The 15,288-nt window shown below is 61.2% G+C and carries 9 protein-coding genes and 1 tRNA gene; 8 read left to right on the top strand and 2 right to left on the bottom strand.

All coding sequences use genetic code 11. The features are described 5' to 3' along the window. The first annotated feature begins 9 nt into the window (after nucleotides 1-9). Nucleotides 10-1,545 (top strand): Ppx/GppA family phosphatase, encoded by a 1,536-nt coding sequence (locus tag HDEN_RS14045; protein WP_013216796.1) that lies wholly within the window; start codon nucleotides 10-12, stop codon nucleotides 1,543-1,545. 78 nt (nucleotides 1,546-1,623) lie between these two features. Next, nucleotides 1,624-2,574, top strand: coding sequence for a DnaJ C-terminal domain-containing protein (locus HDEN_RS14040; protein ID WP_041922062.1), 951 nt, complete (start codon nucleotides 1,624-1,626; stop codon nucleotides 2,572-2,574). 276 nt (nucleotides 2,575-2,850) lie between these two features. Here the strand turns inward: HDEN_RS14040 and rnd are convergent, their stop codons facing one another. Continuing rightward, complete coding sequence (gene rnd / locus HDEN_RS14035) at nucleotides 2,851-4,005, bottom strand: ribonuclease D (protein WP_013216794.1); 1,155 nt, start codon at nucleotides 4,003-4,005, stop codon at nucleotides 2,851-2,853. A gap of 260 nt (nucleotides 4,006-4,265) precedes the next feature. On the opposite strand from rnd, the gene aspS reads away from it, so the two are divergent. The 6 genes from aspS to HDEN_RS14005 all read left to right on the top strand — a co-directional run bounded on the left by aspS (nucleotide 4,266) and on the right by HDEN_RS14005 (nucleotide 11,451). Beyond that, a complete protein-coding gene (gene aspS / locus HDEN_RS14030; protein WP_041922061.1) occupies nucleotides 4,266-6,062 on the top strand; it encodes an aspartate--tRNA ligase in 1,797 nt (598 codons plus the stop codon). A gap of 80 nt (nucleotides 6,063-6,142) precedes the next feature. Next, nucleotides 6,143-6,727, top strand: coding sequence for a hypothetical protein (locus HDEN_RS18200; RefSeq protein WP_013216792.1), 585 nt, complete (start codon nucleotides 6,143-6,145; stop codon nucleotides 6,725-6,727). Between the two features lie 91 nt (nucleotides 6,728-6,818). Then, nucleotides 6,819-7,763 carry a 2-dehydropantoate 2-reductase gene (panE, locus tag HDEN_RS14020; RefSeq protein WP_013216791.1) on the top strand — a complete coding sequence of 315 codons (945 nt, stop codon included), beginning with the start codon at nucleotides 6,819-6,821 and terminating at the stop codon, nucleotides 7,761-7,763. 104 nt (nucleotides 7,764-7,867) lie between these two features. After that, on the top strand, nucleotides 7,868-8,389 hold the full coding sequence (locus HDEN_RS14015) for a thioredoxin family protein (RefSeq protein ID WP_013216790.1): 522 nt from the start codon (nucleotides 7,868-7,870) through the stop codon (nucleotides 8,387-8,389). A gap of 68 nt (nucleotides 8,390-8,457) precedes the next feature. Then, nucleotides 8,458-8,544 (top strand) — tRNA-Leu (locus tag HDEN_RS14010). A gap of 675 nt (nucleotides 8,545-9,219) precedes the next feature. Further along, the gene (locus HDEN_RS14005; RefSeq protein WP_245256803.1) at nucleotides 9,220-11,451 is read left to right on the top strand and encodes a TonB-dependent receptor; all 2,232 of its coding nucleotides are present in this window, start codon (nucleotides 9,220-9,222) and stop codon (nucleotides 11,449-11,451) included. A gap of 140 nt (nucleotides 11,452-11,591) precedes the next feature. Here the strand turns inward: HDEN_RS14005 and HDEN_RS17800 are convergent, their stop codons facing one another. Continuing rightward, complete coding sequence (locus HDEN_RS17800; RefSeq protein WP_049775328.1) at nucleotides 11,592-15,251, bottom strand: autotransporter domain-containing protein; 3,660 nt, start codon at nucleotides 15,249-15,251, stop codon at nucleotides 11,592-11,594. Nucleotides 15,252-15,288 lie beyond the last annotated feature (37 nt).

Raw genomic sequence — 15,288 nt, 5'->3', positions numbered from 1 at the left:
GGCGCCTGCTTGACGCGTTGGAAGGAAATCCTGGGTGCAAACGAACGCACCAATGAATTGGAGCCTATCGGCGTCATCGACGTCGGCTCCAACTCGGTGCGTCTCGTCGTTTATGAAGGCGCCGTTCGCGCGCTGACGCCGGTCTTCAACGAAAAGGTTTTGTGCGGCCTCGGGCGCTCGGTCGCGACGACCGGAAGTCTCGGCGAAGAAGCCGTCGAACGCGCACTCGCCGCGTTAGCGCGGTTCAAGGCCATCGCGCGCATCCTGAGCGTCAAGAACTTGATGGTCATTGCGACCGCCGCCGTTCGCGACGCGCAGAACGGACCGTCCTTCATCCAGCGCGGCGAGCGCATCCTCGACACGTCGATCGAAATTCTTTCGGGCGAGAAGGAAGCGCGGCTCGCGGCCCAGGGCATCATGATGGGCTTTGTCGACGATGACGGCATCGCCGGCGATCTTGGCGGCGGCAGCCTCGAACTCGTCGATCTCGCGAAAGACCGGCTGAAAGAAGAAGCGACGTTGCCGCTCGGCGGCTTGCGCCTCATCGACACCACCGGCAACAAGATCGAGCGTGCGGGCGACCCGATCGACAGCGCGCTCGCAAGCCTGTCGTGGCTTGGCAACGGCGAAGGCCGAACTTTTTACGCGGTCGGTGGAACCTGGCGCTCGCTCGCCAAGCTGCACATGGAGCAGATCCGCTATCCGCTGCATGTGATGCAGGGCTACAAGCTCTCGGCGCGCGAAGCGATCGATCTCTGCGAGCAATTCCGCAAGACGAAGAAGCCGCTCGATATCCCGGGCATCGCAAGCGTGGCGCGCGCCCGTCGCGAAGTTCTGCCCTTCGGCGCTCTCGTTCTCGAACGGCTCATCAAGCGAATGCAGCCGCGCCAGATCGTCTTTTCGGTATTCGGTATCCGCGAGGGACTGATCTACGGCCTGCTGCCACCGCATGAGCAAGCGCGCGACCCGTTGCTGAGCTTCTGCGAGGACTATGCGGCTTTGCGGTCGCGCTCCGTCGAGCACGCCTGGGAGTTGTGCCGCTGGACGGATCGCATTTTCGCCGATCCCGCACTCGAAGAGACGGCCGACGAGCGGCGCCTTCGCCATGCCGCCTGTCTGCTGTCGGATGTTGGCTGGCGCGCTCACCCCGACTATCGCGGCGAGCAAAGCCTCAACACCGTCGCCCACGCGGGCCTCGGCGGCGTCGATCATCAAGGCCGGATTTTCCTTGCCCTCTCGGTCTTTCACCGCCACGAAACGTCGGAAGCCAACGGCGAACAGCTTTCCGAACGGCTGCGAAGCCTCGTCAGCAAAAGGGTTCAGCGCCGGGCCCGAATCGTCGGCGCCGCGATCAGGGCCGCCCATATGCTGTCGATCGGCATGGCCGGGATCATCGACCAGACACCCCTGACCTACGAAAACGGTCTGCTCGTCCTGACCATTCCGCGAGCCTATGCCGCGCTTGACGGCGAGCGGCTGCGCCGCAGATTCGAAGCTTTGGCGGACCTCCTCGGCAAAAAGCCGAAAATTAGAATAAGCGGGTAAAAGGCGGTACGCCTCGCTTGTGACGCAAGAAATTCTGATAGAGTGCAGGCACAAGCTTGCAGGATGAAGACGGCCTCCATGGCGGATGACCTCTACGACATTTTGGGCGTCTCAAGACGCGCGACCGAGGAGGACATCCGCAAAGCGTTTCGCAAACTTGCGAAAGCGAATCATCCGGACGTCAATCCCGGCAACGCCGCGGCAGGCGAGCGCTTCAAGAAAATCACCGCGGCGAACGACATCCTGAGCGATCCGGAAAAACGCCGCCAGTACGATGCGGGTGAGATCGACGGCAAAGGCGATCCGCGCCGGCCGTTCTGGGGACATGCGGGCGCGGGAGCCGGAGCAGGTCCCGGCGGTCCGAGGCGTCCGCAGGCAGCGCGCGGCGGTCAGGCCGGAGCGTTCGAGGATTTCAGCTTTTCCGATATTTTTTCCGACGTCTTCGGCGCCGGAAGCGCAGGCGGTGGTGCGGGTGCCGGTCGCCGCGAGGGCTTCGGCTTCGCGGCGCGCGGGCAGGATCTCCGTTACTCTCTCGAAGTCGATTTCCTCGAAGCCGTGCTCGGTGCGAAGAAGCGCGTCACGCTTCCCGACGGCGGTGTTCTCGATCTTGCTGTTCCCGAAGGCGTCACCGACGGTCAAACGCTTCGCCTCAAAGGCAAGGGCACGCAGGGATCGCTCGGCGCTGAGGCAGGCGATGCGCTGATCGAAATCAAGGTGCGTCCGCATCCCGATTTCAAACGCGACGGCGACGACATTCTTTTCGAGCTTCCGATTACGATCGATGAAGCCGTCCTTGGCGGCCGCGTCGAAGTCCCGACGCCGTCCGGTCGCGTGCAGCTCGCGATCCCGAAAGGCACAAGCTCGGGCAAGACCTTCCGCCTGAAGGGCAAGGGCGTCCGCACGCGTGCTGGCTCCGGCGATCAGCTTGTCACTGTGAAGATCGTCCTGCCGCACGACATCGACGAAAGCCTCTCCTACTTCTTTTCCGAGTGGCGGCAGAAGCACGGCTACGATCCCGGCCGGAAGTAGGCCGCGCTCCCGTCATTCTCGGCCGAGTGCGCCGTAGGCGCATCGAAGGCCGGGAGTCCAGTATAGGCTCGCTGCAAACTCTATAATGAGCCTTCGGCAGTTTTGTGCTGGATCCCCACGCTCGCTCGCATCAGCTCGCCACGCGTGAGGATGACGACGGTCACTAGTGTTTATGCGCGATTGGCGGCCGGCTCGCGGAACGCGAGTCGCCAATCGCCATCAAAAACTCTCAGGATTGGCGGCCGGCTCTCCGGAGGAGAGTCGCCAATCGCAACATTAAAGACTCGCAGGAACCGCGCGCACTTCGCCGTTGACGAGCGTCAGCGCGAGTTCGCCGCGCTTGAGCTTCAATGCCGCTTCGCCGAACAACGAGCGACGCCAGCCTTGCAGCGCCAGAACATCGGCTTCGTTCGATACGGCGAGCTGCTCGAGGTCCTCGCTGCTTGCGATGATGCGCGGCGCAACGCCGTGCTCGGCGGCCGCCGCCTTCAGCAGCACCTTCAAAAGCTCGAGCGTCGCGCTCGCCTCGGCCGACAAGGATTCGTTGCGCTCGATTTTCGGCAGCGTCTTGGGATCGCGCGCGGCGCCCGCTTTGACCGCTTCCAGAATCTCCTTCGCGCGTTGCGACCGTGCGAAGCCGTCCGACAGCGTGCGCAGTTGCCCGAGCGCTTCGACGTTCACGGGAATCTGGTTGGCGATATCGTACAGCGCATCGTCGCGCAGCACGCGTCCGCGGGGAACATCGAGCTGTTGCGCGAGGCGCTCGCGCCAGGCCGCAAGCTCCACCAGAACGCCGAGCGATTTGCGGCCTTTGACGCGGAGTCTCAGACGTTGCCACGCGTTCTCCGGCGACGTGTCATACGTCGCGGGACTAGTCAGAACGCCCATCTCTTCCTGCAGCCACGGCGTGCGCCCGGTCTTATCCAGCGTCTGCCGCAAACGCTGATAAACGTCGCGCAGATACGTGACGTCGGCCAGCGCGTAGTCGAGCTGCTTCGGCGAGAGCGGCCGCCGGCTCCAGTCCGTGAAGCGTGAGCTTTTGTCGAGGTCTGCTCCGGTCGTTTTCTTCACGAGGTTGACGTAGCTGATGCTGTCGCCGAAGCCGCAGACCATCGCCGCAACCTGCGAGTCGAAGACCGGCGTCGGTACAACCCCGGATTTGAGGAAAACGATTTCGATGTCCTGCCGCGCGGCGTGGAAAACCTTGACCGTCGAGGTGTCGGCCATCAGGTGGTAAAACGGCGCGAGGTCGAGCCCCGGCGCCAGCGGATCGACGATTGCCTCGGCCTCGGGGCCTGCAAGCTGGATCAGGCATAGCAACGGCCAGAACGTCTGCTCGCGCAGAAATTCGGTATCAACGGCAACGTAGTCGCTTCTGGAGAGGGTTTCGCAAAGTGCGGCCAGCTCCGGCGTGGTGGTAATGGTCTGCATTGAGCGACGCCTATAGCGTATCGATTTTCCGTTGTCGCCATCAGCTTGGTCGCGGCCCGATCTGAAGGCGATTCGCGGCGTTCTTGGGTTGCGTAGCACCGGCACCGGGCGCCAGCGCACCGATTGATTAAAACTTGCGGGGACTTCAGGTACTTCGGCCGCTCCCTGGTAACCTTGACTTTCGCCCTCCCGCATGCGCTTTTCCGCGGCGATTTCCACCCATACCGAACAAAGGGTTTCCGGCAATGGCCGAGGCAAAACTGCATCGTTATCGCTCGCACACCTGCGGCGCGCTTCGCAAAGCCAATGTCGGCGAAACCGTTCGGTTGTCGGGCTGGGTGCACCGCGTGCGTGACCACGGCGGCGTGCTGTTCATCGATTTGCGCGATCACTACGGCGTCACGCAGGTCGTCGCCGATCCTGACAGCGCCGCCTTCAAGGCCGCCGAGGCCGTCCGTTCAGAGTGGGTCATCCGCGTCGACGGCAAGGTCCGCGACCGGCCCGACGGTACGGTGAACGGCGAGCTTCCGACCGGCGAGATCGAACTCTACGCGACCGAGATCGAAGTGCTGTCCGCCGCCAAGGAATTGCCCGTTCCCGTTTTCGGCGAGCCGGACTATCCGGAAGACTTGCGCCTGCAGTATCGCTTCCTCGACCTGCGCCGCGAAACGCTGCACGCGATCATCATGAAGCGGCTCGAAATCACGCGCGCCATCCGCAAGCGCATGCACGACGCCGGCTTCAACGAATTCCCGACCCCGATCCTGACGGCATCGAGCCCCGAAGGCGCGCGCGACTTCCTCGTGCCGAGCCGCATTCACGAGGGCAAATTCTACGCGCTGCCGCAAGCCCCGCAGCAGTACAAGCAACTGCTGATGGTATCGGGCTTCGACCGCTATTTTCAGATCGCGCCCTGCTTCCGCGATGAAGACCCGCGCGCCGATCGCCTTCCGGGAGAGTTCTACCAGCTCGACGTCGAGATGAGCTTCGTCGAACAGGAAGACGTGTTCTCGACGATGGAGCCGGTGCTCACCGGCCTCTTCGAGGAATTCGCCAACGGCAAGCCGGTAACGAACAACTGGCCGCGCATTCCCTACGACACGGCCATCGCGAAGTACGGCTCCGATAAGCCGGACCTGCGCAACCCAATCGAAATGCAGGACGTGACCGAGCATTTCCGCGGCTCAGGCTTCAAGGTCTTCGCGGGCATGATCGAGAAAGATCCGAAGGTCCGCGTCTGGGCAATCCCCGCTCCGACCGGCGGCTCGCGCGCGTTCTGCGATCGTATGAATTCTTGGGCGCAGGGCGAAGGCCAGCCGGGCCTCGGCTATATCTTCTGGCGCGACGGCGAGGACGGCGGCGCAGGTCCTATTGCGAAGAACATCGGGCCGGAACGCGCCGGTGCAATCAAGGCGCAGCTTTCCCTCAAGGACGGCGACGCGGTGTTCTTCACGGCCGGCAACCCGGCGAACTTCTACAAGTTCGCAGGCGCCGCGCGTGATCGCGCCGGTCAGGAACTGAAGCTCGTCAAGGAAGACCAGTACGCGCTCGCCTGGATCGTCGACTTCCCGTTCTACGAGTGGAACGAGGAAGAAAAGAAAATCGACTTCTCGCACAATCCCTTCTCGATGCCGCAAGGCGGCGGCGAAGCGCTGGACGCCGCAACGACGAATGAGGATCGCCTGAAGCTCAAAGCCTATCAGTATGACATCGTCTGCAACGGCTACGAGATCGCGTCGGGCGGCATCCGCAACCACAAGCCTGAGGTGATGATCAAGGCCTTCGGCATCGCTGGACTTGGGCCCGAGGTCGTCGAGCAGCGCTTCGGCGGATTGTTCCGCGCCTTCCAGTACGGCGCGCCTCCGCACGGCGGCATGGCGGCTGGCATCGAACGTATCGTCATGCTTCTGACCGGCGGCAAGACGGTGCGCGAGGTCGCGCTGTTCCCGATGAACCAGCAGGCCAACGACCTGCTGATGGGCGCGCCGAGCGACGTCACGCCGAAGCAGCTGCGCGAACTTTCCCTCCGCGTCGTCGCTCCGGAGAAGAAGGCTTAGCTAACTTCGCTTATGAGCCCATCCCATTGCACTGCCAGCGACCCTGTGAGAAAACATTTTGTTTTCTCATGGGGGAGCATATGCATATCGGTTCACGAGCCAAAACAGGTTTAGCGGCGGTCTCAGTTTTTTGTTTTGCTTCTGTTTCATCGGCCGACGCCGAATGGATTTATAAGAAAGAGGAAAAAGCGTTCGGGGAGACGGAAGCCATCGCGATGGCAATGGGTGAGTCTTCTATAGTTTTTATTTCATGCAGTTCCGAAGGGCTCAAACTGAGCTTAGCAACCCCAGAGGACTATTCTTCTGGTGGCTCAACCTTGAATCTATTGTCGCCCAAAATCATCGTCTCCGTAGACGGAGCGAAGCCCGTGCGCTTTGAAACGAGCTTGGAGGAAAACGGTCTGCACAAGGTCGTAGCTGTTACCGACGACGAAGATATTGCCAGAGAAGCTGCAACGCAGATTGCCGCCGCGCGAAAGCGAATCGATATCGGGGTTGAACTCGCGGGGAAAAAATTTCACACCAGCAAGCTGTCGGCGGTCGGAGTAAAAAAATCAAGGCCGTGCTGGATCTCTGTGCTCCCAAAGCTAAACCCGACGATGGTAGCGACGACGACAATAAAAAGGCCGATGAAAAGTCGACCGGAAAATGAGCTGAACCTCTGAAATGCGGCCACGGCTATCGATCGCGCCTCTCTCCCTGGTTGGTCAAGTTTAGTAGATCGGAATACGACATAAATCTCGAGCGGGGTATTTCATGTCGATGCGAATTCTGATCCTCGGAGCAGGCGCAACGGGCGGCTACTTCGGCGCCTTGCTCGCAAAAGCGGGCGTAGACGTCACGTTTCTGGTCAGGCCAACGCGGCGCGACCAGCTGCAACGTGACGGCCTCGCGATCAAAAGCCATCTCGGCGATGTCACGACGCCGGTAAAGGCCATCACGCGCGACGAGATTTCGGGAACGTACGACGCCATTGTTTTGAGCAGCAAGGCGTATGGCCTCGCGGACGCGATCGAAACGATTCGCCCCGCCGTCGGTGATAAGACGCTCATCCTTCCGCTGCTCAACGGCATGCGCCATCTCGACGATCTCGATCGCGCGTTCGGAGCAGAACACGTGCTCGGCGGTACCTGCCACATCAGCGTCGTTCTCGACGCCGACGGAACGATCCGCCATCTCAGTCCCTTCGCCTCGCTGACGCAGGGCCCGAGAACGGCCGCTCAACGCGAAGGCGCGGCACGTCTGCAGCAGGAACTCGAACGCGGCGGCTTCGACGCAAGATTTTCCAGCGATGTTATCGGCACGATGTGGGAGAAATGGTTCTTCCTCGCGACGCTCGCCGCCGCAACCTGCCTCATGCGCGCGTCTGTTGGCGAAATCGTGCGAACCGACGAAGGCGAGCGCCTGATCTCGAGCATGCTCGCCGAGTGTTCGGCCGTGGCGGCCGCGTGTGGTCATCCGCCGTCGACCGCCGCACAAGAGGGTGCGCGCGCGACGCTGACGGATCGACAATCAAACATTTCCGCATCGATGCTGCGCGATATCCAGCGCGGCGGAGAGATCGAGTCCGATCATATCGTCGGCGATCTCATTCGCCGAGGCCGCGAGCATGGCGTGCCGACACCTTTGCTCGACGTCGCCTATGTGCATCTTCAGGCCTATCAAAACAGGTTCAAGGCTGCGGCGGAAACCGCAGTCTGAGAGACGGCGACATGACCGGACATTAATTCTGCGGCACTCCTGCTGGCCTTGTGTTTGCCCAGCAAAAGCGGGACAATTCGGCAAGTGAAAACGGGACCTTCAGTATGCCGCGCGCCCTTGTACCGGTTGTTTGTCTTCTGATCGCGATCATCTCGACGGCAGCCCTCGCACGCACGCCCAATTATGCCGAAGACTGGAACGGTGCCGAGATCAATTGGCGCGACGCCCGTTCCGGAATTTATGAATCGTCACAGACAGGCCGTCCCGTCATCATGGTTTTCCATGCGACGTGGTGCTCGGTGTGCAAGCGCTTCAGGCAAATCTTCAAAGACCCTAGCATTGTCGCGGCGTCCCGTGATTTCGTGATGATCCTCGTCGATGGCGACGCCGAAAAGGAACTGAATGGCGCATTCTCGCCCGATGGCGTCTACGTGCCACGAACGCTTTTCATCGACTCCGAGGGCAACGTCTCCGACAAGCTGGTCGGCACTGACCCGCAGTATCCGCACTCTCTCGCCGTCGACCGGCCCGACGAACTCTTGGCGCTGATGAAGAAAGCCCACGGCGTTTTCAACATGACGCCGAAGACTGCGCCACCGGCCACGTCCGGTGCGGATCGAACCTGACGCAGGATCGAATTCCGTTCACTGTTCAGTTGCGCTCGCGTTATTCGGCCGTCATAAGGACCGTCGATGCGGACGTGGTGGAACCGGTAGACACACAGGACTTAAAATCCTGAGACGGTAACGTCGTGTGGGTTCGAGTCCCACCGTCCGCACCAATGATATCAATAAGTTAGATGCGCCGCAGAAGCGCGTAGGAGCCAGCGGGCACTCTTATCGGACCAAGTGCACCACGCTGAACGGTCAATGGGCCCTGCGACCCTCAAAGCCAAAGCCAAGTTCGTGCTGGCGACTGGCGAAGCCAAGATCTGCAAGTTTCTGGATCTGCGCGATCTTCATTGGCAACAATTCGATCCGCTTCGATGAAGAGATGCTGCGCCACTCTCTCTTCCAGTGAAATGCGAGAGCCTTGCGCGACGCTTTGATAGAGGTCTCCATCGATCTCACGTCGGAACCTCGCATTCAACGTATAGCTGGGACCACGTTGTTGGACTTCATTTCCGACCTCGCGGCCAGCGACGGATGAATGATGACGAGGGTTAGGTCGGCGACCTAGGTTTTGTATACTTTCAAAGAAGACAATATCAGCCTGTGTTGCGGCGGGGTCACAGACACGCGCCCATGCTGTTGTCTATTTTCTCTCGAAAATACTATTCAAATTTGGAAAATGTGCATTGATGTTCAGTTGGAAAGTTCCTAGCGCACTGGCAATTTTTGCGGCGATCGCTCCGATCCCAGCATTAGCTCAAGCACCTTCTGAGCAGCCTAATCCATCGGAATCCCGCGCAGATAGCGAAGCTCCGGCGGCGCCAGGCGACAACTCATTGCCCGCAGTGGTCGTCACGTCCGATGAAGAGGAAGAACGCAAGGCGAAGTCAAAAGCGGCTAAGAAAGCCAAGTCTGCAGCGTCGGCTAAGAAGGCGCCCGCCGCAGCGAAGAAAGCCGCGCCGCCAACGGACGAGCCCACCGACGCATCTGCAGCGTTTGCTGGAGGAAACGGGTCGGAGTCGGCCGCTAACGGGAACAGCAATCTCAATAGCGGCAGCGTCAACGGCTACCTCGCGACCACAACATCGTCGGCCACCAAGACGAACACACCGCTACGCAACGTTCCGCAGTCGATTTCAGTCATCACTGAACAGCAAATTCAGGATCAGAACGCCACGAGCATCGGCGACGTGACGAAATATGTTCCCGGCGTCATTATGGGCCAGGGCGAAGGGAACCGTGACCAGCCGACGATCCGTGGTCAGGGCACGACTGCCGATTTTTATATCGACGGCGTTCGCGATGACGCGCAAATTTTTCGCGATTTGTACAATACGGAACGCATCGAAATACTGAAGGGTCCGAACGCGCTGATCTTCGGTCGAGGCGGCGCCGGTGGTGCCATAAATCGTGTGACGAAGCAGGCCGACGGTTCCCACATCGGCGAGGCAACCGTCACAGGTGGCATGTATGATTTCAAGCGCACATCAATCGACGTCGGGGATGCGATAACACCCGATGCAGCTTTTCGTCTGACGGCGGTCTACGAGGACAGCGAAAGCTACCGTGATTTCGTCGACCTCGAGCGTTGGGGCGTAAATCCGACCTTCGCGTTCCGCATCGACAGTCAAACGCAAGTTCGTGTTGGCTACGAGCATTACTTCGATCACCGGACGGCCGACCGCGGGATTCCCTCATTTAACGGCCGGCCGGCACCGACGAGCCGTTCGACATTCTTCGGCAATCCTGATGTGAGCTATTCGGAAGCGACCGTCGACAGCGCGTTCGCGACGATCGAGCATAAGACGGACTATGGTTTGAAGATACGGAACCACACGTACTTCGCGAACTACGACAAGTTCTATCAAAACGTCTTCGCATCGGGTCCGGCGAACCTGGCTGCCGATACGGTGCAGTTGCAGGCGTACAACCAGGAAAACGATCGCCAAAACATCTTCAACCAGACCGACCTGACGTACAAATTCGATCTCGGATGGTCGCGGCATACACTTCTGGGAGGCATGGAGTTCGGACATCAGAAGTCGAGGAACTACCGTCAGAACGGCTTCTTCCAGTCGCCTCCTTCCGGCGGCGCGTGCAGCTCGATTGTCGTGTCTGGTGTAACCAGCACATGCACGACCTCGTTTTCGCATCCGACGATTTTCACACCCGACATCTTGTTCCAGGGCGTGTCTTCGCAGGCCAATAACGATGTGAAAGCAAACAGCCGGTCATTTTACATTCAGGACCAGATGGAGATCACCCGGTACCTGGAGATTATCGGTGGCGTCAGGCACGAGACGTTCGACTTGGATCTCTTCGATCGCAACACGAGCACGACCCTCAAGCAGAACGACGATCTCGTGTCGCCTCGCGCCGGCGTGGTGCTGAAACCGACCGATAGCTTGTCGATCTACGGCAGCTACGCAGTTTCGTATCTTCCCGCATCTGGTGATCAGTTTTCGGCTGTGAACAGCGCTACCGTCAACCTCGACCCCGAAAAATTCACCAATTACGAAGTCGGCGTAAAGTGGGACCTTACCCCGGATCTGGCGTTTACCGCTGCGGGTTATCAGTTGACGCGCACCAACGTGCGCTTCCAGCAACCCGATGGCACATTCATCCAAACTGGCGAAACCGAGGTCAAAGGCTTCGAGGCAGGCCTCGTCGGGTACCTAACGGATGCTTGGCAGATTTCCGCGGGCTATGGCCATCAAGTTGGCAAAGTCACCAAAGCCACGGCAACGACGGCACCTGCCGGCACGCCGTTACCGCTGCTCCCGAGCGATACATTTTCGCTCTGGAACCGATACCAATTCACCAAAGCATTCGGTGCTGGTTTCGGCATTGTTCATCGCACGGATATGTTCGCTCAGCTGTCGACGACCGAAGTCGTTCTGCCCAGCTTCACAACTGTTGACGCTGCCGTCTTTTGGAAAATCAACGATAACCTTCGGGCGCAGGTCAACGTCGAGAATATTTTCAATGAAGGGTATTACATCTCGGCGCACAATAATAACAACATTACCCCTGGTGCGCCCACCACAGCTTACGTGTCTCTGACGTCCAATTTCTAACGTCCGGCACATTTTTCGACAGCCCGAACGCTCCCGCGTTCGGGCTGCTCACGTAAGTCTTAAATGCTGATCGTGCGGCTCGAGAGCTACGCCGGAAGATAAGGTCCAAAGCCTTTCAGACCGGCGCCGATCTGATGCGATCAAAACTGCCAGTGCAGTCTTCCGGACAAGCCGTGATCCTCTACGTCGCTTGCGATTTCGCCATTGTAGGAGAAGCCAGCGGTTACTGAGGACGAGAGACTGATGTCGAGGCCAGCCTCGATCAACGCCGTATCACGGGCCAGAGGTACGCCTGCAATGGTCATGTCCGCTCCACTCCCTGCAAACGCAAGAGCGCGCGTAGGAACGACATCGCCAAAGGCGTGCTGCCAGGCGAAGGAGGCGCGCGAGACGATCACGGCGGCGCCGATCGTCGACTGCGTCGCAAGACGAACGCCGAGAGCTGAAAATCCGACATTCTGGTCGCCGCTGAATCCGTCGAGGGCCACCACGCCGCCCTGCTCCGAAAAGCGATCTGTCGCGACGTGGACGTAAGCCAGATTGGCGAACGGCTCGAAGCTCAGGTCGCCCGCACTCATCGGCAGCGCGATCTCACCGAAGATCTGTCCAGTGTCGCCGTCGTAATCGGCCTCCACGCGATCGAGGAAGCTCGAGATCAGCACAGAGCGCTCGGTGTCGATGTCGTTCCAGCTCCACGAGGCGCCGGTGCGGAGTGCGAAGAGGCCAACAGGGCCACCCGCGTAGGCCGCGAGATGCGTACTGCCGATTTCGGCTGAGGAGATGCGTTGCGACACGCTGACGTTTGATTGCGAATAGCCGAGTGCAATGCCTGTGCGCCAACCGCCACCCGCATTTGCGTCGACGCCCGAAAGGAAGCCGCCGATGGTGCGGCTGCCGGACGCCGCATTGCCGTCTCCGTCCGTATTGGCCCAGGAGCCGAACGCCTGCGTCCAGAACACGAGCGGCGAGGCGATGTGCGGGACATCGCGCTCCGGCGCGTGCTCGTCGCTTCCCATGCCAAGGCTCATCATTGACGCGTCCGAGCGGCGGACGACCGCTGTCGTTCCAGTGTTAGCGAGCGGGGCGGCCGAACCGGAACCGGCGCCGAACGAACCTGCATAATGCGCCTGCTGCAACCTGGAGAATATGGCGCCGCGCGCGAAGCGGCTGTCGAGCGCCAGCGTCCCGCCGAGCGTGGCATGAACCTCGCCGGATAGCGCATCGAACGCCCGTCGCGCCCCGTCGGCACTTTGCCCGGCCACGAGGCTCACGAGCGGATTATGCGCGGGAAGCTGGCCGAGCGCCGTTGCGCTCGCGCGTTGATTGGGCGTCGCAGCGACGTCGGCGAAGCGAACGTCATTGCGCATGAGCGTCAACATTACATCGTTGCCCGTTCCACCAGCATAGTTCACGGTCGGGTCGAGAAACGCGAGGCTGCTGGTGATGGTCGCAAAAGTACCCATCACGGCATCGGAGCCGTCGTTGTCGATGATCAGGTAGTTGGTTGCGACTGCGTAGTTTCCACCCTCCGCCAATACGCGCAACGTCGCTCCCGTGAGATCGACGGTACCGTTGACGATCACGCGGTCGCTTTCGCCCGCGCTGTTCGTTTCGATTGCGAGGATTCCACCCGCGGCCAGACTATAGGCCCCGTTCACTGTTTGGGTGCCGATGGAGTTGCCGGGCGCATGGATGCCACCCGCCCGCACCGTCACGCCGCCGAGTTGACCGCTGCCCATCAGCGTTCCACCGCTATTGACCGTCGTCTCCGAGCTTGCAATCGAGCCATTGACGACCAGCGTGCCCGCGTTGAGCGTCGTCGCACCCGCGTACGTGTTCAAGCCGGTGAGCGTGAACACGCCTGCACCCTGCTTGGTGATTGCGCCGTTTCCTTCGATTTTGCCTGCGAAGGAGGAGTTTGTTGCGTCTCCGGTCGTCAGCGTCTGGCCGGCCGCAATCTCCACGATTCCACCCGTGGTCCCGCCGTCCGACAACGCGCCGATGACTTCGGATGTCGTCACTAGCAATCGCGCCGTCGGGTCATTGGAAACGAACACCGCACCCGAATCCGACAGCGCAGCACCACCTTGGACCTCGAGCGTGCCGAAAATGATGATCGTCCCGCCGATGTAAGTATTGGTTCCGGCAAGCGTCAGCACTCCCGTGCCGGCTACTCCCAGTCCCCCCGCTCCAGACATGTTGCCGGCATAGGTGTCGTTCACGGCTTGCCCGAAGATGACGACTGAGTCGTTGACGATGTCGCCTTGCAGCGAAGCGGTGTCGCCCTGGAGTGTGCCGCTCGAAACCGTCGTGCCGCCAACGTAGGTGTTGGTGCCCGTCAATCTCAGCGTGCCGCCGCCGATCTTGGTGAAGCTTCCTGAACCTGAAATATCACCGGAATAAGCCCCAGCCCCTGCTTGATTGAAGATCAGCGCCGCGTCATTGACGATGTCGCCCTGCAACGATGTTGCGTCACCGATGAGCGTGCCGGCCGTGATCGTGGTGCCGCCGGTGTAGGTGTTGACACCGGTGAGTGTGGTGATGCCGCTGCTGTTGTGGTTGACGCTGCCCGTGCCACTGATAGCGTGCTCGAAAAGCAGCGTCGCGTCGCTCTGATTGAAATTGATCGTGCCGTTGTTGGTGACGGCGGTCAGACCCGCAAGTTCACCGGCCACTTCGACGCCGGCCGTGGCATTGCCGAAGTTGAGCGTACCCGTATCGTTGACCGTGAGTGTGGCGCCGCCGATGAAATAAACCGCGCCAGAGCCAAGGTTGAGGATGCCCGTTCCGCCGTTCCCGGCGGGAGCGTCAAACCACGTCAATCCATGGAGACCGCCAATGATTAGCGCGTCGCCAATTAACACCCTAGCGTCACCGCGGATGCTCATCGTGGCCGCACCGCCCGCGCCGCCGGTATCGGTGCCGCCGCCCGAACCGCCGACAAGCAAGGTGCCCGCTACACCAAGTTTTGCCTCATCGTCCATGAAGAGCGTGCCGTCCCCGCCGGCGCCTCCTGGGTTGGCGCCGCCGCCGCTGCTGCCGCCGCCAGCACCGCCGACAAGCATCGATCTCAGAACGTTCAGGTCGGCACCCGGCCCCGTTAAGGTCAGAGAGCCAGAGGTTCCGTCGCCGCCACCGTGGCCACTTGTGAGGCCGCCAGCGCCACCGCCGCCGCCGCCCACGCCGACGAAGTCGTAGCTGTGGGAGTTTGAAATCGTCATCGTGTTCGGGGTCGTGATGTCGCCCGCGCCGTCGCTCGCGAGCGCCGTGGATATGACCGAGCCGTTGGCGTCGACGACGATGCCATTGGCTCCGTCTGCTCCGTTTTGCCCCGAAGCGCTTTCATTTCCGGAGCCGCCACCACCGCCGCCGTTGCTGCCGCCGGAGCCGCCGGTGAAACCGCCGGAGACACCGCCTTCACCGCCGCCGCCGCCGATACCGCCGCCCCCACCACCGTCACTGAAGTGGATCGAGCCGCCGCCGCCGCCCATGCTACCGCTTGCGCCATTGGAGTTGTCAGGACCAGCGCCGCCGCTGGCTCCAGCACCTCCCGCACCGCCGTCGCCGCCCCTGAATCCGCCACTCATCATGCCGCCGCCGGTGAGGCCGCCGCCACCGCCACCGGCACTGCCGGCACCGCCCCCGCCAATGCCACCGCCGCCGCCGTCACCCGCGATCGAAACATCTGCGAGGCCGCCATCGCCGCCGGCACCGATGAGCAGGCTGTCCGCGGATGCCGTGCCGTCGAAGAGGACGAGCGCGAGCGCAGAAACGCCTGCGCGCGCTGCAGCTCGCAACACGCAGCAATGGCGTACTGGATCCCGATGCGAAGACGTG

This window comes from Hyphomicrobium denitrificans ATCC 51888, from assembly GCF_000143145.1.
Classification (GTDB): domain Bacteria; phylum Pseudomonadota; class Alphaproteobacteria; order Rhizobiales; family Hyphomicrobiaceae; genus Hyphomicrobium_B; species Hyphomicrobium_B denitrificans.
The sequence above is the reverse complement of the archived record's forward strand: the minus strand, read 5'-3'. Positions and strand labels throughout refer to the sequence as shown.